General features: G+C 71.3%; 22 protein-coding genes and 1 tRNA gene. 5 read left to right on the top strand and 18 right to left on the bottom strand.

Annotated features, from left to right (window positions below; genetic code table 11):
- Positions 1-35: 35 nt before the first annotated feature.
- The 5 genes from mshC to B072_RS0137255 form a co-directional block, all read right to left on the bottom strand.
- On the bottom strand, positions 36-1,265 hold the full coding sequence (mshC, locus tag B072_RS0137235; protein ID WP_018535077.1) for a cysteine--1-D-myo-inosityl 2-amino-2-deoxy-alpha-D-glucopyranoside ligase: 1,230 nt from the start codon (positions 1,263-1,265) through the stop codon (positions 36-38).
- Between the two features lie 113 nt (positions 1,266-1,378).
- The gene (locus B072_RS45830) at positions 1,379-1,825 is read right to left on the bottom strand and encodes an SRPBCC domain-containing protein (protein WP_018535078.1); all 447 of its coding nucleotides are present in this window, start codon (positions 1,823-1,825) and stop codon (positions 1,379-1,381) included.
- Between the two features lie 74 nt (positions 1,826-1,899).
- A complete protein-coding gene (locus B072_RS0137245; protein WP_051127376.1) occupies positions 1,900-2,736 on the bottom strand; it encodes an SCO1664 family protein in 837 nt (278 codons plus the stop codon).
- Positions 2,700-3,290: a DUF3090 domain-containing protein gene (locus B072_RS0137250; RefSeq protein WP_018535080.1), complete on the bottom strand. Its 591-nt coding sequence runs from the start codon at positions 3,288-3,290 to the stop codon at positions 2,700-2,702. Before B072_RS0137250 ends, B072_RS0137245 begins: the two co-directional genes overlap by 37 nt.
- Positions 3,291-3,392: 102 nt before the next feature.
- A complete protein-coding gene (locus tag B072_RS0137255; RefSeq protein WP_018535081.1) occupies positions 3,393-4,079 on the bottom strand; it encodes a histidine phosphatase family protein in 687 nt (228 codons plus the stop codon).
- Positions 4,080-4,141: 62 nt separating this feature from the next.
- Here B072_RS0137255 and corA point away from each other — a divergent pair, with 62 nt between their 5' ends.
- Positions 4,142-5,149 carry a magnesium/cobalt transporter CorA gene (gene corA, locus B072_RS0137260; RefSeq protein WP_026246694.1) on the top strand — a complete coding sequence of 336 codons (1,008 nt, stop codon included), beginning with the start codon at positions 4,142-4,144 and terminating at the stop codon, positions 5,147-5,149.
- 21 nt (positions 5,150-5,170) lie between these two features.
- Here corA and B072_RS0137265 read toward each other — a convergent pair whose 3' ends face one another.
- Positions 5,171-5,959, bottom strand: coding sequence for a hypothetical protein (locus tag B072_RS0137265; RefSeq protein ID WP_018535083.1), 789 nt, complete (start codon positions 5,957-5,959; stop codon positions 5,171-5,173).
- A gap of 217 nt (positions 5,960-6,176) precedes the next feature.
- Positions 6,177-7,232, bottom strand: coding sequence for an LLM class F420-dependent oxidoreductase (locus tag B072_RS0137270; protein WP_018535084.1), 1,056 nt, complete (start codon positions 7,230-7,232; stop codon positions 6,177-6,179).
- A gap of 144 nt (positions 7,233-7,376) precedes the next feature.
- On the opposite strand from B072_RS0137270, the gene B072_RS0137275 reads away from it, so the two are divergent.
- Positions 7,377-8,360: an aldo/keto reductase gene (locus B072_RS0137275; RefSeq protein WP_018535085.1), complete on the top strand. Its 984-nt coding sequence runs from the start codon at positions 7,377-7,379 to the stop codon at positions 8,358-8,360.
- Positions 8,357-10,615, top strand: coding sequence for a helix-hairpin-helix domain-containing protein (locus B072_RS0137280; protein WP_018535086.1), 2,259 nt, complete (start codon positions 8,357-8,359; stop codon positions 10,613-10,615). Before B072_RS0137275 ends, B072_RS0137280 begins: the two co-directional genes overlap by 4 nt.
- 70 nt (positions 10,616-10,685) lie before the next feature.
- Here B072_RS0137280 and B072_RS0137285 read toward each other — a convergent pair whose 3' ends face one another.
- Positions 10,686-11,360 (bottom strand): hypothetical protein, encoded by a 675-nt coding sequence (locus B072_RS0137285; protein WP_018535087.1) that lies wholly within the window; start codon positions 11,358-11,360, stop codon positions 10,686-10,688.
- Between the two features lie 47 nt (positions 11,361-11,407).
- On the opposite strand from B072_RS0137285, the gene B072_RS44945 reads away from it, so the two are divergent.
- A complete protein-coding gene (locus B072_RS44945) occupies positions 11,408-11,596 on the top strand; it encodes a DUF5703 family protein (protein WP_018535088.1) in 189 nt (62 codons plus the stop codon).
- An 87-nt stretch (positions 11,597-11,683) separates the two neighbouring features.
- Here B072_RS44945 and B072_RS0137290 read toward each other — a convergent pair whose 3' ends face one another.
- From B072_RS0137290 to B072_RS0137300, 3 genes are all read right to left on the bottom strand, one after another.
- A complete protein-coding gene (locus B072_RS0137290) occupies positions 11,684-12,436 on the bottom strand; it encodes a chaplin (protein WP_018535089.1) in 753 nt (250 codons plus the stop codon).
- Positions 12,437-12,585: 149 nt separating this feature from the next.
- Positions 12,586-12,819, bottom strand: coding sequence for a chaplin ChpH (gene chpH, locus B072_RS0137295; protein ID WP_026246695.1), 234 nt, complete (start codon positions 12,817-12,819; stop codon positions 12,586-12,588).
- A 151-nt stretch (positions 12,820-12,970) separates the two neighbouring features.
- Positions 12,971-14,296: a M20/M25/M40 family metallo-hydrolase gene (locus tag B072_RS0137300; RefSeq protein ID WP_018535091.1), complete on the bottom strand. Its 1,326-nt coding sequence runs from the start codon at positions 14,294-14,296 to the stop codon at positions 12,971-12,973.
- Positions 14,297-14,491: 195 nt separating this feature from the next.
- On the opposite strand from B072_RS0137300, the gene B072_RS0137305 reads away from it, so the two are divergent.
- A tRNA-Leu gene (locus tag B072_RS0137305) sits at positions 14,492-14,579 on the top strand.
- Between the two features lie 41 nt (positions 14,580-14,620).
- Here B072_RS0137305 and B072_RS0137310 read toward each other — a convergent pair.
- From B072_RS0137310 to B072_RS0137340, 7 genes are read right to left on the bottom strand one after another with little or no spacing between them, the layout of a single operon-like run.
- Positions 14,621-15,820, bottom strand: a complete 1,200-nt coding sequence (locus tag B072_RS0137310; protein WP_018535092.1) for an ROK family transcriptional regulator — start codon at positions 15,818-15,820, stop codon at positions 14,621-14,623.
- Positions 15,817-16,797, bottom strand: coding sequence for an ABC transporter ATP-binding protein (locus tag B072_RS0137315; protein WP_018535093.1), 981 nt, complete (start codon positions 16,795-16,797; stop codon positions 15,817-15,819). The genes B072_RS0137310 and B072_RS0137315 overlap by 4 nt, the downstream gene beginning before the upstream one ends.
- Positions 16,794-17,780, bottom strand: a complete 987-nt coding sequence (locus B072_RS0137320; protein ID WP_018535094.1) for an ABC transporter ATP-binding protein — start codon at positions 17,778-17,780, stop codon at positions 16,794-16,796. Before B072_RS0137320 ends, B072_RS0137315 begins: the two co-directional genes overlap by 4 nt.
- Positions 17,773-18,672: an ABC transporter permease gene (locus B072_RS0137325; RefSeq protein WP_199791127.1), complete on the bottom strand. Its 900-nt coding sequence runs from the start codon at positions 18,670-18,672 to the stop codon at positions 17,773-17,775. The genes B072_RS0137320 and B072_RS0137325 overlap by 8 nt, the downstream gene beginning before the upstream one ends.
- Positions 18,642-19,628 (bottom strand): ABC transporter permease, encoded by a 987-nt coding sequence (locus B072_RS0137330; protein ID WP_018535096.1) that lies wholly within the window; start codon positions 19,626-19,628, stop codon positions 18,642-18,644. Before B072_RS0137330 ends, B072_RS0137325 begins: the two co-directional genes overlap by 31 nt.
- A gap of 10 nt (positions 19,629-19,638) precedes the next feature.
- Positions 19,639-21,330 (bottom strand): ABC transporter substrate-binding protein, encoded by a 1,692-nt coding sequence (locus B072_RS0137335; RefSeq protein ID WP_026246696.1) that lies wholly within the window; start codon positions 21,328-21,330, stop codon positions 19,639-19,641.
- 24 nt (positions 21,331-21,354) lie between these two features.
- Positions 21,355-22,176, bottom strand: a complete 822-nt coding sequence (locus tag B072_RS0137340) for an ROK family protein (RefSeq protein WP_018535098.1) — start codon at positions 22,174-22,176, stop codon at positions 21,355-21,357.
- Positions 22,177-22,237: the final 61 nt, after the last annotated feature.

The following is a 22,237-nucleotide window of genomic DNA, read 5'->3' on the forward strand; positions in this document are numbered from 1 at the left end:
CGGAGGGGCTCTTCGGAACGGGTGGGACGGGAACCTTAAAGAGCGACCCCGAGGAGAGCGTCGACGGCACGCGAGACAACACCCGGCGCGCCCTCGTCCGAGCCGCCTTCGGCGTCCTGCAGCTCGGCCCACCGGTCGACGGCGGCCAGCGCGGCAGGCGCGTCCAGGTCGTTCGAGAGCGCCTCCCGGATCTCCTCGACGAGCGCCTCCGCGGCGGGCCCGTCGGGTCGCGACACGGCCGCACGCCACCGCCCGAGCCGGGCCACGGCGTCGGCCAGCACCTGATCGGTCCACTCCCAGTCGGACCGGTAGTGGTGGGCGAGCAGCGCGAGCCGGATGGCGGCCGGGTCGACCCCGTCGCGCCGCAGCTGCGACACGAAGACGAGGTTGCCCTTGGACTTGGACATCTTCTCGCCGTCGAGCCCGACCATGCCGGCGTGCACGTACGCCTTGGCCATCGGGAACTCGCCGGTCAGCGCCTGCGCGTGCGAGGCGCCCATCTCGTGGTGCGGGAAGGCCAGGTCGGATCCGCCGCCCTGGACGTCGAAGCCCATGCCGAGGTGGTCGAGGGCGATGGCAACACACTCGATGTGCCAGCCGGGGCGCCCCTGCCCCAGGGAGCCGCCGTCCCAGCTCGGCTCGCCCTCACGGGCGGCCATCCAGAGCATCGGGTCGAGCGGGTTCTTCTTGCCCGGACGGTCCGGGTCACCACCCCGCTCGGCGGAGAGGAGCCGCATCGCGGCGGCGTCCAGGTTCGAGACGGACCCGAAGTGCGGGTCGGACTCGACGGAGAAGTAGATGTCGCCCTCGAGCTCGTAGGCGGCACCGGCGTCGCGCAGTCGCTCGACGAGCGGCACGATGCCGGGTATCGCCTCGACTGCGCCGATGTAGTGCTGCGGCGGCAGCATCCGCAGGGCGGTCATGTCCTCGCGGAACAGGGCGGTCTCGCGCTCGGCGAGGCCCTCCCAGTCGATGCCGTCGCGCACGGCCCGCTCCAGCAGAGGGTCATCGACGTCCGTCACGTTCTGGACGTAGTGAACCTGCCGCTTGGTGTCGAGCCACACGCGCTGCACCAGGTCGAACGCGTTGTAGGTCGCCGCGTGACCCATGTGGGTCGCGTCGTACGGCGTGATGCCGCAGACGTAGATACGGGCGACGGGACCGGGGGCGAGAGTGACGAGCCCCTCGGTCGCGGTGTCGTGGATCCTCAGGTCGCGGCCCTTGCCAGGCAGGGCGGGGACCTCAGAAGCGGGCCAGGCATGCATGTCATGAGCCTAACCGGACGGTGCTTCCGTATACGAACCGGACCAGGCCTGATGGCCGACAAGGCGCTCTTGCGCGATCATCCCGGGCCCGCTAGACGGCTCTCTGCGCCCCGCTACGCGGCGAGCGTGGCCCGGATGCCGTCCGAGAGCCCGAAGTGGCGTATGCCGTGCAGCAGATAGGCGCGCAGGGTGCACACGAAGTACGTCCAGCCCTGCGTCTGCCCGGCCGCCCGGGCCGCGCCCTCGATCCCGTCGTCCATCGGCTGCTCGGTGATGGTGAGCGCGGTGGCCCCGCCCGACGTCCCGGCCGGTGCCAGCTCGATGGTGACCTGCCCGCCCGGCCAGCTCCACGAGACGAGCCGATCGGGCTCGATCTCGCCCATCTCGACGTCGAACTCCACGTCGACATGGGGAAAGCTCCAGGTCACGGTGGTTCCGGGCACCATCGGCGCGGACGTGCGCTCGACGAAGAAACCCGACAGTCCCTCGACCGTGACGATGGCCTCGAAGACGTCCTTCACCGGGCGGTCGATCCGGTCCTCGACAATCAGCTTGGTCATGCCCCCGAACGTAGCCCCGGCCTCTGACAATCGCCTCTGGACGGAACGAAGCCGCAGGTCAACCAGGGTTGAGCTCAGATCGGCGGCCACGGGATCGCGGGCCACTCCCCGCTCGGCTCCCGGTGCCGGCCGGACTTCAGCAGCGCGGCCACCCGCTCCCGTACGGCGTCCAGCTCGGCCCCGGTGATCAGCTCGCCCAGCCGTGCCGCGAGCGGCTCGCCCTCCCTCAGGCGGTCGCGCAGCGCCTCCAGGGCCGCGGTCGCCTCCTCGGTCAGCGGGTCCCCGGCCCAGCCCCACAGGAGCGTGCGCAGCTTGTCCTCGACGTTGAAGGTGACGCCGTGATCGATGCCGTACAGCCGCGCCTCGGCGTCGACGAGCAGGTGCCCGCCCTTGCGGTCGCCGTTGTTGATCACCGCGTCGAGCACGGCGAGCCGGCGCAGCCGCACGTCGTCGGCGTGCACGAGCAGCGCGGTGCGCCCCTCGCCGACCTCGGCGAACCCGATGGCCTTCCAGCCGTCCTCGGGCTCCTCGGCCTCCACCAGCGCCAGCAGCCCGCCGTCCTGCGACGGCTCCTCGGGGGTGTCGATCCACAGCTGGCACATGCCCTCGCCGTACGGCCCGTCGCGCAGCACCGTGGGCGGCACGAGGCCCCAGCCGAGCGCCTCGGACACCTCGTAGGCGGCCACCTCGCGCTGCGCGAGCGTGCCGTCGGGGAAGTCCCACAGCGGGCGCTCGCCGCGGACCGGCTTGTAGACGCACGAGGCCTCGTCGCCCTCGAACGTGACGGTGCACAGCAGCACGGCGTTCGACGCGTCGCGGATCTGTCCCTCCACGTGGAGCTCCCCACGGGTGAGGAGCTCCAGGTCGCGGGCCGTCACGCGCCGCGCCGGTATCCGTTCTGGCGCGGACATACGTGTCCCTCCGGGTCGAGCGGCAGGCTGCACAGCGGGCACGGCGGACGGCCCGCGTTCACGACGTCCAGGGCCCGCTTGGCGAAGGCGCGGGCCTGGATGCCGGTGAGACGGACCCGCAGCATCGGCGGGCCGTTCTCCTCGTCCTGGAGAAGTTTTTCCTCGGCCTCCGCCAGGTCCTCCTCGGAGTCGGCGTCCAGCTCGACGAGAGCCTGCGCCTCGACGATCATGCGCTGCTCGTCGCCGTCCCAGGCCAGGGCCATGGTGCCGACCCGGAACTCCTCCTCGACGGGGGCGTCGAGCGGGGCCGTGTCGGCGATCTCGTTGGGGGCCACGGCCGGCACCGGAGCATTGCCGCCGCTGCGCCGCACGACCTCGTCGAGCAGCTCGTCCATGCGCTCGGCGAGCGCGGCCACCTGGGTCTTCTCCAGCGCCACGCTGGTCACCCGGGGCCCTTCCGAGGCCTGCAGGAAGAAGGTGCGGCGCCCGGGGAGCCCGACCGTACCGGCCACGAAACGCTCCGGAGGGTCGTAGAGGAACACCTGACGGGACACGTCCTGTCTCCATGGGGATCTGGGGATCGACTGGCTGGGCCCGGCCGCGGGCGGCCGGATCCGACTGTGCTTACGGCTGCTTCACCCTACTGCGGCCGACGATCACGGTGCGCCCGCGCCGCCCCCGACGGGCGCGTTCGGGCTCTGCGGCTCCTCGCGCGGCGCCAGCGACGCGAAGTCCCCTGTGTCACCGAGGCGTACGAGAAAAGGGCGCAGACGTGTGTAACGGATCGCGGTGACGGAACACGGCTCTACAGAGATCCGCTGAAAGAGGTCCAGATGCAGTCCGAGAGCGTCCGCCACAAGGGACTTGATGATGTCGCCGTGCGAACACATGACATACACGGCGTCGCTGCCGTGATCGCGCTCCACGCGCGCGTTCCACTCACGTACCGCCTCCGCGGCCCGGTGCTGCATCTGCCGCATGGACTCCCCGCCGGGGAAGGCCGCGGCCGTCGGGTGCTGCTGCACGACCTCCATGAGCGGCTCGCCGGCCAGCTCGGCGAGCTTGCGGCCCGACCAGTCCCCGTAGTCGCACTCGCCGATGCGGTCGTCGGTGTGCGCGGTCAGTTCGGGCCGCGCGGCGAGCAGCGGTGCGACGGTCTCCCGGCAGCGCTGCAGCGGGCTGCTGACGACCTCGGAGAGGGGCAGGTCCTTGAGCCGCTCGGGGAGCGTCGCGGCCTGCGCGGTACCGCGCTCGTCGAGGGCCACGCCGGGGGTCCACCCGGCCAGCAGACCCGCGGTGTTGGCGGTGGAGCGTCCGTGACGGACGAGGATCAGCGTGGGCATGGGAGCCACCCTAGGCGCAGAAGGAAGTGCGACCGGTCCGGCCCCTGGGAAGAATGGCCTACATGATCGTCGACTGCGCCGTGTACCGGGACGGGCGCCGCACCGAGGGCCCGTCGGACCTCTCCGAGCTCTCCGACGCCCTGGACGAGGCGCGGGCGACCGGCGACGCCTTCCTGTGGATCGGGCTGCACGAGGCGACCGAGGCCGAGTTCGACCGGGTGACCCAGGAGTTCGGCCTGCATCCGCTGGCCGTCGAGGACGCCCTGAAGGCGCACCAGCGGCCGAAGCTGGAGGTCTACGACGACTCGCTGTTCGTGGTCCTCAAGCCGGTCGTGTACGAGCCGCAGAGCGACAAGGTGTCCTCGGGCGAGGTGATGCTGTTCGTCGGCGACTCGTTCGTGGTGACCGTGCGGCACGGCGAGGGAGCGCCCCTGACGGCCGTACGGCAGCGTCTGGAGAAGGACCCGGAGTTCCTCGGGCACGGTCCCACGGCGGTGCTGTACGCGATCGCGGACGCCACCGTCGACCACTACCTGGAGGTCGCGGCCGAGCTGCAGACCGACCTGGAGGAGCTGGAGGCGGAGGTCTTCTCGCCGGACGGCGGCGGCTCGCGGGACACGGCGTCGCGGATCTACGCCTTCAAGCGGCAGATCGTCGAATTCCGGCGCGCCACGGGCCCGTTGGCGCTGCCGATGGCCCGGCTCGCGGGGATCGGCCCGTTCCCGATGACCGTCCCGTTCGTGGACGGTGAGGCGCAGCCCTTCTTCCGTGACGTGCACGACCACCTGACGCGCGTGAACGAGTCCGTGGACGGCCTGGACCGCCTCGTGACGGACATCCTGTCCGCGCATCTCGCGCAGATGAGCGTGCGGCAGAACGACGACATGCGGAAGATCTCCGCGTGGGCGGCGATGGCCGCGGTGCCCACGATGATCGCGGGCATCTACGGCATGAACTTCGACCACATGCCGGAGCTGCACTGGGTGTGGTCGTACCCGGCGGTGGTCGCGCTGATGGCTCTCCTGGAACTGCTCCTGTACCGGATGTTCAAGCGCCGCGGGTGGCTGTAGGCGGTTCGCTCGGGGACGGCCTCAGGCGAACTCGACCGAGGTCGTCGCGGGGCCGCCGAGCGCGTCACGGCGTTCCGGCATCTTCAGGGAGACCATGCGCCGCCATCCGCCGAGGCGTTCGTACGCGTACACGGCGTGGATCCCGGCGGCGAGCACGCCCGCCTTCGCCGCGTTCCAGCCCAGGACGCGCCCCATGTGGTCCATGACGGCGAGCGAGACGTCCCGGTAGACGGCGATCTCCGCGAGGGCGCACTCCCGGAGGATCCGCTGAATGGTGCGGCCGTGGCCCGCGTACGCGAGGCGGAGCAGTTCCTCGTGGCAGTAGGCGAGGTGGTTGTCCTCGTCGTTGGAGATCATCTTCACCGCTCGGCCGATGTCGGGGTGGCCGGAGAAGTGCTTGCGCAGCAGTTCCATCTGCTCGGAGGCGCGCTGCTCGGTGACGCGGCTGTGCGCCAGGTACGTGACGACGTCCACCACGGACAGCGGTTCGTCGCGCTTGAGCCGCTCATGGGCGAGACCGATGCCGTGCTTCTCCAGGAGCATCGTGTAGTCGGCCTCGGGCGGGACGGGCACCGGCTCCAGACCGCGCTTCTTCATGAGGGCGTCGAAAATGCGCCCGTGCTTGTCCTCGTCGGCCCCGTGCCGGGCCACCTTGGGCGCGAGGGCCCGCTCGCTCGCGGGGACGAGGGCGGCGATCCGGCCGTTCTCCCAGCCGCCCTGTGACTCGCCGCCGGCCGCGATGGAGCAGAATAGCCGGAACGACTCGTCGTTGTCGATGATCTCCTGGAACAAGCTCTTGGCCGACAGCATCGTGATACCTCCATGCCTCCACACGTTCGCAAAGAACGAGTCAAATGCGGTAGGCGGTGGCAGGCAACAGGTATGACGGACAACTCCGCCGAAAGGAGGATCCGTGCCCGGAACAGAGGCGTAACCGTGGGCCGGATGGCGCGTTGTTCTCCGTGACGGCCGTGGCGGGGAAGACCCCCCGAGCCCCCACCACGGCCGCGGACCTCTTTCGCTCCCCCTACGCCAGCCCGGCGCGCTCCAGTGCCTCCGTGCCCGCGCGCAGCGAGGCGAGGCGCTCGTCCAGGGTGAAGCCGGCCGGGGACAGCGTCAGCGTGGTGACACCGGCCTCGGCGTAGGCCCGCATCCGGTCGGCGATCCGGTCCACCGAGCCGAGCAGCGTGGTCGAGTCGATGAGCTGGTGCGGGATGGCCGCGGCGGCGCCGTCCTTGTCGCCGGACAGGTACTTGCCCTGGATCTCGGCAGCCTCCTTCTCGTAGCCCATGCGCTGTGCGAGCTGGTTGTAGAAGTTCTGCTTGGCGCTGCCCATACCGCCCACGTAGAGGGCGGTGTAGGGGCGGAACGAGTCGGCGAGCGTGGCCACGTCCTTGTCCTCGCCGACGGCGATCGGCACGGTCGGGCAGACGTCGAAGCCCTCCATGGTCTTGCCGGCCTTCTCGCGGCCCGCGCGCAGGTGCGCGATCGCGGTCTCCTCCAGGTGCTCGGCGGCCGGGAAGATCAGCAGGGCGCCGTCGGCGATCTCGCCGGTCTGCTCCAGGTTCTTCGGGCCGATCGCGGCGATGTAGAGCGGGATGTGCTCGCGCTTGGGGTGCACGGTCAGCTTCAGGGACTTGCCCGGCCCGTCCGGCAGCGGCAGGGTCCAGTGCGCGCCTTCGTAGGAGACGCGCTCGCGGCTCATCGCCTTGCGCACGATGTCGACGTACTCGCGGGTGCGGGCGAGCGGCTTGTCGAACTTGACGCCGTACCAGCCCTCGGAGACCTGCGGCCCGGAGACGCCGAGGCCGAGGCGGAAGCGGCCGCCGGAGAGGGTGTCGAGGGTCGAGGCGGTCATCGCCGTCATCGTGGGCTGGCGGGCCGGGATCTGCATGATGGCCGAGCCGACGTCGATGCGCTCGGTCTGCGCGGCGACGAACGACAGGACGGACACGGTGTCGGAGCCGTACGCCTCGGCCGCCCAGCACACCGCGTAGCCGAGCTTGTCGGCCTCCTTCGCGACGGCCAGATTGTCGGTGTCCATACCCAGGCCCCAGTACCCGAGATTGATGCCGAGCTTCATTGACCACATCCCCTTCACCGCGTGCGGGAACCGCTGGATTACCCATCGGTAACGTCTCTTGTCCGGAACCCTAACGCGACGGGCCGCGCGAGAGATATCCACAGGGCACCACATCCTGACCTTCGGCCAGTAATCTCAGCGCCCATGGAGCAGAGGCATCTCGGCCGTACCGGCCTGCGCGTGTCCCGGATCGGGCTCGGCACCCTCACGTGGGGCCGTGACACCGACGAGCACGACGCCGCCGACCTGTTGAAGGTCTTCTGGGAGGCGGGCGGCTCGCTCGTCGACACGGCCGATGTGTACGGGGACGGGGAGTCGGAGTATCTGCTCGGCCGCCTCATCGAGGGTCTCGTCCCGCGCCGGGACCTGGTCATCTCCACGAAGGCGGGCAGCGTGCCCGACCCGGACCGGCGCTTCGACGGCTCGCGCGGCCATCTGCTCTCCGCGCTCGACGCCTCGCTCGCCCGGCTCGGCACCGACTACGTCGACCTGTGGCAGGTGCACGCGTACGACACCGAGACCCCGCTCGACGAGACGCTGCAGGCCCTCGACATCGCTGTCAGCAGCGGCCGCGCGCGGTATGCCGGGGTCTCCAACTTCTGCGGCTGGCAGCTGGCCAAGGCCGGCACCTGGCAGCTGGCGGCGCCGGGCGTGCGCACCCGGCTCGCCTCCACGCAGATGGAGTACTCGCTGCTGCAGCGCGGCGTGGAGCGGGAGGTGCTGCCGGCCGCGCTGGACCTGGGCATCGGGCTGCTGCCCTCGTCGCCGCTGGGGCGCGGGGTGCTGACCGGGAAGTACCGGGGCGGCACACCGACGGACTCGCGCGGCGGCTCCGACCACATGGCACCGTTCGTCGCGCCGTATCTGGACGAGGCGGCCGGGCACATCGTGGACGCGGTCTCCATAGCGGCCGACGGGCTCGCCGTGACACCGCTGCAGGTGGCCCTGGCCTGGGTCAGGGACCGGCCGGGGGTGGCGGCGCCCATCGTCGGCGCGCGCAACGCGCAGCAGCTCACGGCGGCATTGTCAGTGGAGGCCCTTAGTCTTCCTGACGAGATCTGCCAGGCGCTCGACGACGTGTCGGCGCCCGTGCACCGCTATCCCGATCAGGACTGGAGCACGTTGTGAGTACGGAGCCCGTGGAGTCGGCGGAGTCCGCTGCCGCCCCGACCGAGACGGGGCCCGAGCCCGACGGGGGCCGGGCCGCCGAGGAGAGCCCGGACGCCGAGGGCGCACCGGCCCAGGGCGAGGCCGGAGACGGCACCGTCGAGGACGGCACCACCGAGGAAGACGCGGTCGACACCGAGGCTGCCGAAGAGGCGACCTCCGAGGGCACGGACACGCAGGCCGGGGACGGTGACGGCGCCGCCCAGTTGTCGGAGGCCGAGGCCGAGATCGCCGCTCAGCGGGAGCTCCGGGAGCGCATCGCGCAGCGCAAGGCCTCCAAGGAGGGGCCGATCGACGCCGGCACCAAGCTGAGCGGCACGGCCGCCGATCTGCTCGCCGCCGTGCGGGCCGTGGAGAGCGGCGAGAAGCCGGTCGCCGCCGCGTTCGCGGAGCCGGCGCCCGAGCCGCGCCGGGTCGTCACGCCCGAGCCGGTGCGCAGGCCCCAGCCGGTGACACCCGCGGTGGACTCGGGGCCCGGCACCGAGACGGTGGCCGCGGTGCGGGCCGTGCTCGTCGAGGGCGGGGCGCCCGAGGCCCTCGCCGCGGCGGCCGCAGCGGCCCTGGGCGAGGGCGCGGAGGACCAACTGCGCGAGGACCCCTGGCAGTTGCTGCGCCTGAGCGGGGTGCGCCCCGAGCAGGCCGACGGGTTCGCGCGGGCGCTGCTCGGCGCCGAGTGCGGCCCGCAGGACGAGCGGCGGGGCCGCGCCGTCACCGTGTGGCTGCTCGAGCAGGCCGCGGTCGCCGGGCACACGGCCCTCGACCTGCCGATGCTCGTGGACGCGCTGGGCAAGCGCGGGGTGCCCGATCCGGAGGAGGCCGTGCAGAGCGCCGCGGCGGAGGGCGACGCGATCCTGTTCCAGGACGCCATCGAGGACGCGCCCGCGCCCGCACCGGCCGAGGACGGTGAAGAGGAGGCCGAGCGTCCGGTCCGGGTCCTCGTCGGACTCGAGCGGTACGCGCTCGCCGAGGAGAGCCTCGCCGACGGACTCGCCCGGATCATCAACTCCGGCCCCAAGGACGGCGCATCGCCCGGTGGCGACTGGGAGGAGGCCGCCGCCTCCGCGCAGAGCACGACGGCCGAACTGATCCGGGCCGTCGGCGCGCACCGCCTCGTGCTGCACACCGGCGGGGACGCCGCGCGCGCGGAGCCGGTCGCCCTGGCCGCGGCCGCTGCCCGGCTCGGCCTGCGGGTCTGCGTCGCCGCGCACAGCACGGACGGGCGGCGCCGGGTCGCCGGGCAGCTCGGCCCGGACGCCCCGGAGACCGCCACGGCCACCGTCGCGGGGCTGCTCGCGCAGACCCAGGGACCCGGCAGGGACGCCGACGGGGCACTCGCCCTGGACCTCCTGGTCGTCCTGGACGCGCCGCAGCTGGACGTGGACAGCGCCGCGATGCTCGTGGAACTGCTGGCCGACGGCACCGGCCTGGTGCTCAGCGGCGACCCGGGCGTGCTGTGGTCGGCGGGCCCCGGGCGGGTGTTCGCGGACCTGCTGGCCGCCGGCATCTGCCCGCGGATCGCTTCCCGGACGCCGGACTTCGGCCCGGTCGGGGAGCTGGTCTCGGGGATCGGGATCGGTGAGCTGAACCAGGTGGAGGCGCCCGGCAAGGAGGTCGTCATCGTGCCGGTGCGGGACGCCGCCGAGGCGATCCACCGCACGGTGCAGCTCGTCGCGGACTCGGTGCCGCGGGCCATCGGGGTGCCCGCCGAGGAGACCCAGGTGATCACCCCCGGGCACGGCGGCGCGGCGGGGACACGGGCGCTGAACGCGGCGCTCAAGGAGCGGCTGAACCCCGGTCCCGGCCGCTTCGGCGGCTTCGATCCCGGGGACCGCGTGGTGCACGTGCCGGGACCCGGGCGGATCAGGCCCGGACGGGTGGTCGGCGCCGACGCGGAGGGGCTGCGCCTGGAGTGTGACGGTGAGCCCGTGCTCGTACCGAAGGAGCAGGTGGAGCGGGCCGTGCGGCACGGGTGGGCGGTGACCGGGCACCAGGCGGTGGGGCTGCGGTGGCCCGCGGCCGTGGTCGTGCTGCCCGGAGACGCGGCGCAGGCGCTGAGCCGGCCCTGGGTGTACACGGCGTTCGGGCGCGGGGAGCGGCATCTGTCCGTGGTGCACGGGGTGGACGCGGCGCTGCCGCACGCGGTCGCGGAGATCGCGGCCAAGCCCCGTACCACCCGGCTGCAGACGCTGGTCCGGGCCCAGGTACCCGGCGCGTAGCGGGCGGGACCGGGGTGGGCGCCCACAGGAGCGCTCACCCCGCGCCGGGGTGCCCAAGGCGTCGGTCGTTCTAGTGCTCGGCGTCCTCCAACGTCTCGAGGCCGACGGAGTCGTCGTCGGGGTCCAGCTCGTCGTCGAACACCGCGCTCACGTCGAACCGGCACACCACCCGCTGCGGGTCGGCCTGGTCGAACGGCGCCTCCAGCCACTCCCCCGGTTCCGCAGGGTCGTCCGCCGCGGTGACCCAGAGCGTCGAGTCGCCCTCCTCCAGGCCGAACTCCTTGTGCCGGGAGGCGATCTCGTCCGGTTCGAACTCGCCGAAGAGGACGCCCAGCGCGGCATGGACACTGCTGCCCGCGCCCGACGCGGTCGCGGCGTCCGCGTCCGGTCCCGCTTCGAGGTCGGCGACCCGGCCCGCCTGGGCGAGAAGGCGCTGCGGCTCCACCACGGCGTAGTCGCGTCGGATCAGCACGCTCAGCGCGTTCGGCTCCTCCGGTCCGGTGTACGGCGGCAGCGAGTCGTCGCCGCTGGGGATCTCGAAGGGGGTGACCTCGTCGTAGCGGTCGTACAGGAGCTCGTCGTACTCCTCGGCCGCGGCGGCGAGTTCGTTGAACGCTTCGTAGACGGCCGGGTCGTCCTCTCCCGACCTGCGCTCGACAGCCGCCAGGTGGCGGTCGAGCGCAGCCTTCACCGCCTCGGCGGCGGCGCGTACCTCGGCAGCGGTGGGCTGCGCAGCATCAGACATAGTGCAGACGCTATCCGTACCGGGCCACTGCCCGCACAATAGATGCGATGCCGGAATACGAATTTGTCGACGTGTACGTGCCGCGCGGGGTCTCCCGCAAGGAGGCGACGCGTCTGCTGACGGACCATGCAGAGTACGGACACTGGGAGTTGGACCGATTGAGCCTGCGCCGCGACGGCAGTCGCCGCGTACGCCTGAGGAGGCGGATCATCCGCCAGGTGCGGGCCACATGGTGACCTGAACCTGATGGGTCCACGGCTGAAACGGAGCGGGCCCCGCCGATGCGGGGCCCGCTCCGTTCGTACCGCTGTCTGCTGTGGCCCTTACGCGGCGGCCTTGGCGCGGCGGTAGAGCACCGCACCGCCGAGCAGCGCACCCGCGGCCAGGGCACCGGTCGCACCGATCGGCAGCGAGCTGCCGGTCTCCGCGAGCCGGGATTCGCCCTTGGGCTGGGCGACGGTCTGCGTCCCCGGCTGATTGGGCTCGTCCGGGGTGTCCGAGGTGATCGCGCGCGTCACCGGCTCGCCGGGCGCACCCGGCGCGGCGGGCTCGTTCGGAGTGTCCGGGTTGCTGGGCTGACCCGGGTTGCCCGGGTTGTTCGGCTGCGCCGGAGTGGTGGTGTCGGCGTTGGAGCATCCGTTGCCCGTGGCGCCGTTGCCGACCGGGCCGATGCCGACGGAGTTGCCGCACGCGTTCACCGGAACGTCCACCGGCACCTGCACGTGGTTGCCGGAGCCGATGCCGGGCGAGCCACCCGTGTGACCGCCGGCGTGCGAGCCGCCGCCGGACTGGTGCCCACCACCGCCACTGCCGCTGCCACTGCCACCGTCGTCCGAGGTGTTGGCACAGCTGTTGCCCGACGCCGGGTTGAGCAGCCCGATGACGTTGATGGTGTTGCCGCACACGTTGACGGGGACGTTGATCGGAGCCTCGACGTGGTTGCCGGAGGCGATGCCGGGCGAACCTTCCGCGCTTCCCTGCGCACCCGAGTCGGCGTGCGCGTAACCGCCGGTGACGGCGAGCACACCGGTCGCGGCCGCCACGGTGATCAGGCCCTTGCGCGTGACCTGTCGCATAGCTTTCCCTGCCTTAGCACTTTGAGAATTCTGGGAGCGGCACGGGAACTGTTGTGCCCCCGGCCACGAATGCCCGTCGGCCCCGGAGCGCATGGCGCGCACTCCGGGGCCGACGGACTCAGCCCCTCAAGGGGCGAGGCACAACAACGTCAGCTGTTGCTGCAGGTGTTGCCGAAGGTGGGGTTCAGCAGCCCGATCACGGAGACCGTGTTGCCGCAGACGTTCACCGGGACGTGAATGGGCGCCTGGATGACGTTGCCCGAGATGACGCCGGGGGACTTCACGGCAGCACCCTGAGCACCGGAGTCGGCGACGGCCATTCCCGCACCCGCGAGAACCAGACCACCAGTGGCAGCCGCAGCAGCGACGACCTTCTTGATCATTATTCCTCCTAGTTGGCAATGCAGTCCCAGCCGCGGACTGCACTCCCTGTAACGAGGAGGAGTTGACGGGGCTACGAGCCCCTGGCCCCTTTCACTCTTTTCAGCCGAATAGCACAAATGGCCGAATATTCGGCTCACGCGATGTTGACGCTCACGACGCGTCGATGAAGCGGTCCAGGACCCGGACGCCGAACTTCAGACCGTCCACCGGGACGCGCTCGTCGACACCGTGGAACATGCCGGCGAAGTCCAGCTCGGGCGGCAGCTGCAGCGGCGCGAAGCCGAAGTTGCGGATGCCGAGCTCCACGAAGGACTTGGCGTCCGTACCGCCGGAGAGCATGTACGGGATGGCCTTGCCGATCGGGTCCTCGGCGACGATCGACGCCTGCATGGCCTCGACGAGCGCCCCGTCGAAGGTGGTCTCGACGGCCTTGTCGGCGTGCACGTCCTCGCGCTTCACCTTGGGGCCGAGGATCCGGTCGAGGTCGGCGAGGAACTCGTCCTCGTACCCCGGCAGGAAGCGGCCGTCGACGTTCGCGGTGGCCTCGCCGGGGATCACGTTGACCTTGTAGCCGGCGTTCAGCTGCGTCGGGTTGGCGGTGTTGCTGAGGGTGGCACCGATCAGCTTGGCGATGCCGCCGAGCTTCGCGATCGTCTCCTCCATGTCCTCGGGGTCGAGCTCGGTACCGAGCGCGTCGCCGAGTTCGTCGAGGAAGTGGCGCAGCGTCTTGGTGACGCGGACCGGGAACTTGTGGCGGCCGAGGCGGGCGACGGCCTCGGACAGCTCCGTGATCGCGTTGTCCCGGTGGATCATCGAGCCGTGCCCGGCGGTGCCGGCCACGCTCAGCTTCATCCAGTGCATGCCCTTCTCGGCGGTCTGGATGAGGTAGAGCCGCCGCTGCTCGTTCACGGTGAACGAGAAGCCGCCGACCTCGCTGATCGCCTCGGTGACCCCGTCGAAGAGGTCCCGGTGGTTGTCGACGAGGTGGCGTGCGCCCCAGGTGCCGCCGGCCTCCTCGTCGGCGAGGAAGGCGAGGACGATGTCGCGCGGGGGCTTGCGGCCCGTGCGCAGCCGGTCGCGGACGACCGCGAGGGTCATCGCGTCCATGTCCTTCATGTCGACGGCGCCGCGGCCCCACACGCACCCGTCGGCGATCTCGCCGGAGAAGGGGTGGTGGGTCCAGTCCGCCGCGTTGGCCGGTACGACGTCGGTGTGGCCGTGGATGAGCAGCGCGGGCCGCGACGGGTCCTCGCCCTCTATACGGGCGACCGTGGAGGCGCGGCCCGGGTGCGACTCGAAGATCTTCGGCTCGAGGCCCACCTCGGCGAGCTTCTCCGCGACCCATTCGGCGGCCTTGCGCTCGCCGGGTCCCGAGTGGTCGCCGTAGTTGCTGGTGTCGATCTGGATCAGTTCGCGGCAGAGGTCGACGACCTCGTCCTGCCCGGAGACGGCCCTGCCCGTGCTCGGCTCGCTCACGCTTGTTCCTCTCTCCCTGTGGATCCCCCTCATCCTCTCTCCCCCGGCGCCGCGACCCAAGGCCGGGCACCGCTCGTCACGTGTCGTTCACAGGGGAAGCGTCCGAGGTGGGGGGTGATCGGAGCACTCCGAAACCCTGGTAATGTTCTCTGTGTCGCCGCGGGAAACACCCCGCAAAAAGGCGGCAGACACCTTGTCCGGGTGGCGGAATGGCAGACGCGCTAGCTTGAGGTGCTAGTGTCCTTTATCGGACGTGGGGGTTCAAGTCCCCCCTCGGACACCAGAGAGACAAGCCCCTCGTCGAGGGGCTTTCTTCGTTTTCGCTCACGGGACGTCCGCGATGCCGGTGCGCCGGTCGAAGACCAGGGGCCGTGCCACACGCAGCGCGGTGGTGAGCGCGCCGAGAAGCACCGCGTCCGCTCCGTCCTCGCCCGCCGTTCCCGCCTCGACGCGGGGGCGCAGCGGGGTGAGGCGGTGCAGGGTGTCGGCGACGGTGGTCAGCAGGAGGTCGGCGCCGCGGCCCACTCCCCCGCCGAGCACCACCAGGTCCGGGTCGAGGACGGCGGTGACGGTGGCGACGGCCAGGGCGAGGCGTTCGCCTTCCTGCCGTACGGCTTCCAGGGCGGCGGGGTCGCCGGTGCGGGCGGCGTCGAAGACGCGTTTGGCCGTGAGCGGTCCCGTCATGCCCCCGTCGCGGGCGGCGCGGACCACGGCGTCGGCGGAGACGGCGTCCTCCAGCAGGCCGCGCCGGGGGGCGCTGCCGGAGCGGGGTACGCCGTCGAGCGGCAGGAAGCCGATCTCTCCGGCGGCGCCGTGCGCGCCCAGGAAGAGTTCGCCGTCGGCGACGACACCCATGCCGAGTCCGGTGCCCACGAGGACGTAGACGAAGAGGCGGCTGCCCGTGCCCGCGCCGAAGGTGTACTCGCCGAGGGCGGCGAGGTTGGCGTCGTTGTGGACGGAGAGCGGGGTGCCGAGCCGCTCGCGCATCCGCTCGACGAGTCCGGGGCGGCCCCAGCCGGGCAGGTTGACGGCGTAGCGGACGCGGCCGGTGTGGCGGTCGAAGACGCCCGGGGTGCCGACGGCGGTGTGCACGATGTCGGAGGACCTCAACTCGGTTTCGGCTAGGGCCTGTTGGGCGCAGGCGATGGCGGCGTCGGCGACCGCGGTGGCGCTGCGGCCGCGGTTGCGCGTCTCGGTGCGGGCGACGACGGCGCCGGACAGGTCGGCGACGGCCGTGCGCAGCCGGGCCCGGCCGATGTCGATGCCGAGGACGTGTCCGGCGCGCGGGTCGGGCTCGTAGAGGACGGCGATGCGGCCGCGGCTGCCCGCGTGGGTGCCGGCCTCGCGGACCAGGCCCGCGCGTTCCAGGGCGGCGAGGGCGGAGGAGACGGTGGGTTTGGACAGGCCGCTGGCGCGGGCGAGTTGGGCGCGGGAGGCGGGGCCGTTCGTGCGTAAGCGCTCCAGGAGCAGCCATTCGTTGTTGCTGCGCAGGCGCTGCCGGTTCCAGGCAGGGGGTGTCGTCACGCGTCGGCTCCGGGCGCGGTGACGTGGCAGGCGGCGGTGTGCCGTTCGGCGACCGGTCGAAGGGTCGGGGTGACCCGGTGGCACCGGTCGACGGCGAGCGGGCAGCGGGCGCGGAAGCGGCAGCCCGGGGTGGGGTCGATGACGACGGGCGGGTCGGTCTTGGCGGTCGCCGCGTCGACGTCGAGGGGGGCGCGGGGGTCGGGCACGGCGGAGAGCAGGAGGTCGGTGTAGGGGTGGCGGGGGTGGGCGAGGACCTCTTCGGTGGGTCCTGTCTCGACGATGTGGCCGCCGTACATGACGGCGATCCGGTCGGAGAGGTAGCGGGCGCTCGCGATGTCGTGGGTGATGTAGAGGAGCGAGACGCCCTCGCTCTCGCGCAGGTCGGCCATGACGTTGAGGAGGCCGATGCGGATGGAGACGTCGAGCATGGAGACGGGTTCGTCGGCGAGGATGAGGCGCGGCCGGTGGGACAGGGCCTGGGCGAAGCCGATGCGCTGGCGCTGGCCGCCGGAGAGTTCGTACGGGAAGCGGTCGAGGACGTCGGGGGCGAGGCCGACCGCCTCGGTGACGCGCTCGGCCTCCGACTGCCGCTCTCCTCGGCCCAGTTGGGGCTGGTGGAGGGTGATGCCGCGCAGGATGCCGTGGGAGACGCGGTAGGCGGGGTTGAGGGCGGAGAAGGGGTCCTGGAAGACCATGGGGACGGCGCCGCGGTACGCGAGCCTGGCCCTGCGGCCGCGCTGCTGGCTCAACGGCCTTCCCCGGTAACGGATTTCGCCGCGGGTCGGCCGGTGCACCTGGGCGACGAGGCGGGCCAGGGTGGACTTGCCGCTGCCGCTCTCGCCGACGAGGGCGAGGATCTCCCGCTCCCCGACGGCGAGGTCGACGTCGTCGACGGCGTGCAGGGCGCGCCGGCTCAGTCCGGTGCCGACCTTGAAGTGGCGTGTGACACCGCGCAGTTCCAGGAGCGGGCTCGTCATCGAGAGGCCTCCGTGGGGGCGGTCGGCGCGTGCAGCAGGCAGCGGGCGTGGGCGTCGCCGACGGGGTACAGGTCCGGCTCCTTCTCGTGGCACTGCGGTTGCACGAGGGGGCAGCGCGGGGTGAAGCGGCAGCCGGGCGGCGGTGCGGCGAGGTCGGGCGGGCTGCCGGGGATGCCCTGGAGGGGCACGCGCGGGCCGCGGATCGAGGGGAACGCCTCCAGCAGGCCGCGGCTGTAGGGGTGGGCGGGGTGGTCGAAGACGTTCCGGGTGGGCCCGGTCTCGACGACCTGGCCCGCGTACATGACGAGGAGCCGGTCGGAGAAGTGGCTGACCAGGGACATGTCGTGGGTGACGAAGAGGACGGCGAAGCCGAGGAGGCGCTGCAGCTCCTTGATCTGCACCATCAGGGAGCGCTGGGCGACGACGTCGAGCGCGGACGTCGGTTCGTCCATGACGACGAGGTCGGGGGTGAGCAGCAGCGCCATGGCGATCATGGCGCGCTGGCGCATGCCGCCGGACAGCTGGTGCGGGTAGCTGCGCAGGTGGACCGGGTCGATGCCGACGAGGTCGAGGACTTCGGCGGAGCGGGCGCGGATCTCCTCGTCGGTGTACGAGCCGTGGGCGGCCATCGCGTCCTTGTACTGGGCGGCGAGGGTGGCCACCGGGTTGAGGGCGTTCATGGCGGACTGCAGGACGACGGAGAAGTCGCGCCAGCGCAGGTCGTCGAGTTCGCGTTCGGGGAGGGTGACGAGGTCGGTGCCCTTGAAGCGGACCGTGCCGCCGGTGATGCGGGCGGGTGGGTTGAGCAGGCCGGTGACGGCGAACAGGAGGGTGGACTTGCCGCACCCGGACTCGCCGACGACGGCCGTGAACTCGCCCGGGTGGACGGCGAGTTCGACGTGGTCGACGGCGGTGACCGGGCCGCGGTCGGTGTCGTGGGCGACGCTCAGGTCCTGGACGTCGAGCAGCGCCGGCTCAGGCATGCCGCCTCCTTCGTACGGGCCGCAGGGCCGGGTTGCCGATCTCGTCGAAGGCGTAGTTGATGAGGGCGAAGGCGACGCCGAGCAGCGCGACGCACAGGCCCGGGGCGATCGACCACAGTGGGGTGCCGGTCTGCAGGGCCTGCTGGTTCTGGGCCCAGTAGAGCATCGTGCCCCAGCTCTGCGAGTTCGGGTCGCCGAGGCCGAGGAACTGCAGGCCGGCCGCGCTGAGCACCGCGTACAGGGCGGCGCCGAGGAAGTTGGCGACGATGAGCGAGGTCATGGTCGGCAGGACCTCGCGGACGATGATGTACGAGCGCCGCTCGCCGCGCACCCGCGCCGATTCGAGGAAGTCGCGGTGGCGCAGGGACAGGGCCTGGGCGCGCATCTGGTTGGCGCCGTAGGACCAGCCGGTGAGGACGAGGACCGTGAGGATGACGGTGAGGGAGCCCGTGCCCGCGTACTTGGCCAGGATGATCACGAGGGGGAACGCGGGGATGACCAGGACGACGTTGGTCAGGAGGGACAGGAGGTCGTCGGCGATGCCGCCGAGGTAGGCGGCGGAGACGCCGATCAGGACCGACAGGACGGTGGCCAGGGCCCCGGCCACCACCGCGATGATCAGTGACTCCCTTGTCCCGTAGACGAGTTGGGAGTAGATGTCCTGGCCGAGGGCGGTGGTGCCGAGGAGGTGGGCGGTCGAGGGGTCGAGGCGTGGGGGGTAGGTCGCCTCGTCGGGGTCGTGGACGGCTGTGAAGAGGCCGGGGAACGCGGCGATCAGCGCGAACGCGAGCAGGATGACCGTGCCGGTCAGGGCTTTGCGGTTGCCTCGGATCGCCCGCCACAGGCCCGGTGCGCCGGCCTTCATGACGCCCTCGCCCTCGGGTCGAGCCACACCGTCGCGATGTCGACCGCGAGGAGCGCGACCAGCACCGCCACCGTGAACAGCATGAACAGGGCCTGCATCAGCGGGTAGTCGACGTTCTGGACGGCGTTGTAGAGGAGGTAGCCGACGCCGGGATAGTTGAAGACGTACTCGATGAGGATCGCGCCGGAGATGACGAAGCCGAGGGACATGGCGAAGCCGGCGAGGTTCGGGAGGATCGCGTTGCGGGCGCCGTAGGCGTACATGATGCGGCGCGGGTTCAGACCCTTGGCGCGGGCCATGCGGACGTAGTCCTCGGCGAGGGTGGAGATCATGTTGTTGCGCATGGTCAGGATCCAGCCGCCGATGGTGGTGATGAGGAGCGTGGCCGCGGGCAGCACCGCGTGGGACAGGACGCTGCCGACGAAGCCCGGGGAGAAGCCCGGCACGATCGACGTGTCGTAGTTGAAGTTGGCGGGGAGGGCGCCGCCGGTGCCCTGGGAGAAGACCAGGATGAGGAGCAGGCCCACCCAGAAGTAGGGCAGCGCCGAGGTGACGACGAAGACCGGCGGGAGGATCGCGTCGAGGGCGCCGCCGCGCCGCCAGCCGGCGACGGTGCCGATGAGGGTGCCGAGGAGGAAGGCCAGGACGGTGGTGACGCCGACGAGGCCGAGGGTCCACGGGAGGGCGTCGCCGATCAGCTTGGTGACCGGCTCGCCCAGCGTCTGGCCGATGGAGCGGCCCCAGTCACCGGTGAACATGTGGCCCAGGTAGTCGACGTACTGGACCACGACGTTCTGGTCGGGCTTGAAGCCGAACGACGTCAGCATCTCTTCGAGCGCGCTCCGGGAGACCCGGCCGCGGGTGCGCACGGTGAGCGCGTCGACGGGGTCGCCCGGCATGAAGCGCGGGAGGAAGAAGTTCAGGGTGAGCGCCGCCCAGAGCGTGAGGAGGAAGAACCCCAGGCGGCGCAGGATGAAGCGCACAAGTCACCGCCTACTGGGCCGACTTGGAGTACAGGTGGGTGAGCACCTGTCCCGTGTCGGGGAAGTTGTAGGCCGCGGGCTGGGCGTACGGGTTGTCCTTCGTCGGCCAGCCCGCGATGTCCTTGGTGTTGTACTGGAACCAGTCCACGGCCTCCACGACGGGGATCACCGGCACGTCGTCGATCATGTACTGGGCGACCTGTTTGACGAGGTCGACCTGGTCGGCCTCACCGGCCGACGCGTACGCGTTGAGGAGCTGGTCGACCTTCGGGTTCCGGTAGCGCTCCCAGTTGCTGGCGGCGTTCTTGCCGAGCGGCGCGGTGTTCGCCGAGTGCAGCGTCTGGCGCAGTTCGTAGTACGGGGTCGGGCCCGTGGTCTGCTGCGAGTAGTACGCGAGGTCGTAGTCACCGGTGTAGAGGCGGCCGACCATGGTCTGCTGGGCGAGGTCCTGGACGACCAGGTCGATGCCGACGGCCTTCAGGTTCTGCTTGATGACCTTGAGCGAGGCGTCCCAGTCGGTGTAGCCGGTGATCGTGAGGATGCTGAGCTTGAGCGGCTTGGACGGGGAGTACCCGAGGCCGGCGAGGAGCTTCTTGGCGCGGGCCGGGTCGGGCCCGTCGAAGCCGGCCTTCTTCACGGCGTCCGCGTCGTAGTACTTGTCGAACGTCGGTGTGACGATGCCCGACTGGTTGGCGACCGGTACCTGTCCGCCGACGCCGATCTGCGAGACCTTCTCCCGGTCGATGGCGAGCGAGATCGCCTGCCGGACCTTGAGGTTGCTGCTCATCTTGTGGGAGGGGTCGAGGTTCGGGTAGATGCTGACGTTCTGGACGGGTGGCGACCAGGTGTGGTTGTCCGGCGACTTGTTCAGGTAGAACTGCTCGATGCCCGGGATGAACTGACTCCCCCACTGCGCCTTGCCGTTGGCGAGGTCGAGGTTGGCGGGGCCGTTGTCGAGGTAGGCCGGGTACTCGACCTTCTGGAGGTACGGCTTGCCCTGCTGCCAGTAGTCGGGGTTGGCCGTGTACTGGATGTTGTTGGCCGTGCAGGGGTCGACCTCGAACGGGCCGGTGCCTACGGGCTTCTTGTCGACCCAGGTGTCGGGTTTCGCGGCGGCCGCTCCCTTGCCGAAGATGTGCTCGGGGACGATGGCGACCTGGTGGGCGAACGCGTAGAAGTACGGTTGCGCGGCCTTCTCGAACTTCAGGGTGACGTGGTCGCCCGAGGTGGTGACCGACCGCAGCCCGGCCGTGGTCCACAGGGCGTACAGATCGGTCGACTTGACGCGTTTCATGAGGTTGAAGGTGAAGGCGACGTCCTTGGCCGTGAACGGCTTTCCGTCGTTCCATTTGACGCCGGAGCGGACGGTGAAGTCGATCTGCGTCTTGTCGGCGTTCCACCGGTAGCTCTTGGCGAGCATCGGTGTCTCGGCCTGGTCCTTGAGGGCGTTGACGAAGACGAGGGGCTCGTAGACGAAGCCGATCGAGGTGTTGTAGACGGCGGGGTTGAACGGGTTGAAGTTGCAGGTCCAGGTCTGCCCCGCCGTGTTGGCGATGGTGACGGTGCCGCCCTTCTTCTTCGGGCCGCTGCTCTCGGTGGTGCCCCCGCCGCCCCCGGAGTCGTCCTTGTGCTTGGTCTCGGAGCAGGCCGTCGCGGCCAGGGTCAGCATGAGCGCGACGGCGAGCATGCGCGTGGACCTCATTCCTGCCACTCCCTTCGTGATCTTCTACGTGTCCGGGCGCGCTGCCTCCACGGCCAGCGCCAGGGCCCCCAGCAGGGGCGCGTCGTACGGATGCGCGGCGGGTACGAGCTGCGGCGGGTAGGGCACGGCCGCGTCCAGGGCGGCGCGCAGCGGGCCGTGCAGCGCGTCCCAGGCGCGGACCATGCCGCCGCCGACGACGATCCGCTCGGGATCGACGGCGATGGTGAGATTGACGAGGTGGAAGGCGAGTTCGGTGGTGAACTCACGGGTGAGGGCTGCCTGTTGGAGGGCTTTGCCGCTGACGGCGTCCTCCAGCGGGACGCGGTCCGTGCGGCCGACGTCGGCGAGGCCGCGCAGGTTGTAGCCGATCTCGCCGGACGCGCCGTGCCGTCCGGCGAGGACGGCGCCCTGGGTGACGACGGCGACCGCGAGTCCGGTGCCGAGGTTCACGTACAGGCCGGGTTCGCAGCCGGCGAGGGCCCCGGACGCGTACTCGTGCGCGGCCGCGGCCTTCACGTCGGTGGCGACCCGGATCGCGGATCGCGGGAATTCCAGGGCCAGTTCACGGGCCAGGGGAAGCTTGTCCCAGCCGGGGATGTTCGTCGCGAGGGCCACGCCGTCGGGTCCGGGGATGCCGATGGTCGACACTCCCACGGCGCGTGGCTCCCGGCCGGCGAGGAGGGTGCGCGCGGCGCCGACGGCCCGCTGGAGGTCCGGGTCGGTGTCGATCGCCAGGTCGCTGATCCGGGTGCCGCGGCGGGCGTCGGCAACGGTCAGGGCCGTCTTGGTGCCGCCGAAGTCGACGGCGAGGACGACCTGTTCGGAGTCGGAAGGTGCGAAGGACACGGGCAGCTCCTCGGTAAAGTTACGTAACTAAACGAGGTGCTACGAGACTGTACGCGCGGCG

Origin of the sequence: Streptomyces sp. HmicA12 (assembly GCF_000373565.1) — a bacterium.
Classification (GTDB): Bacteria; Actinomycetota; Actinomycetes; order Streptomycetales; family Streptomycetaceae; genus Streptomyces.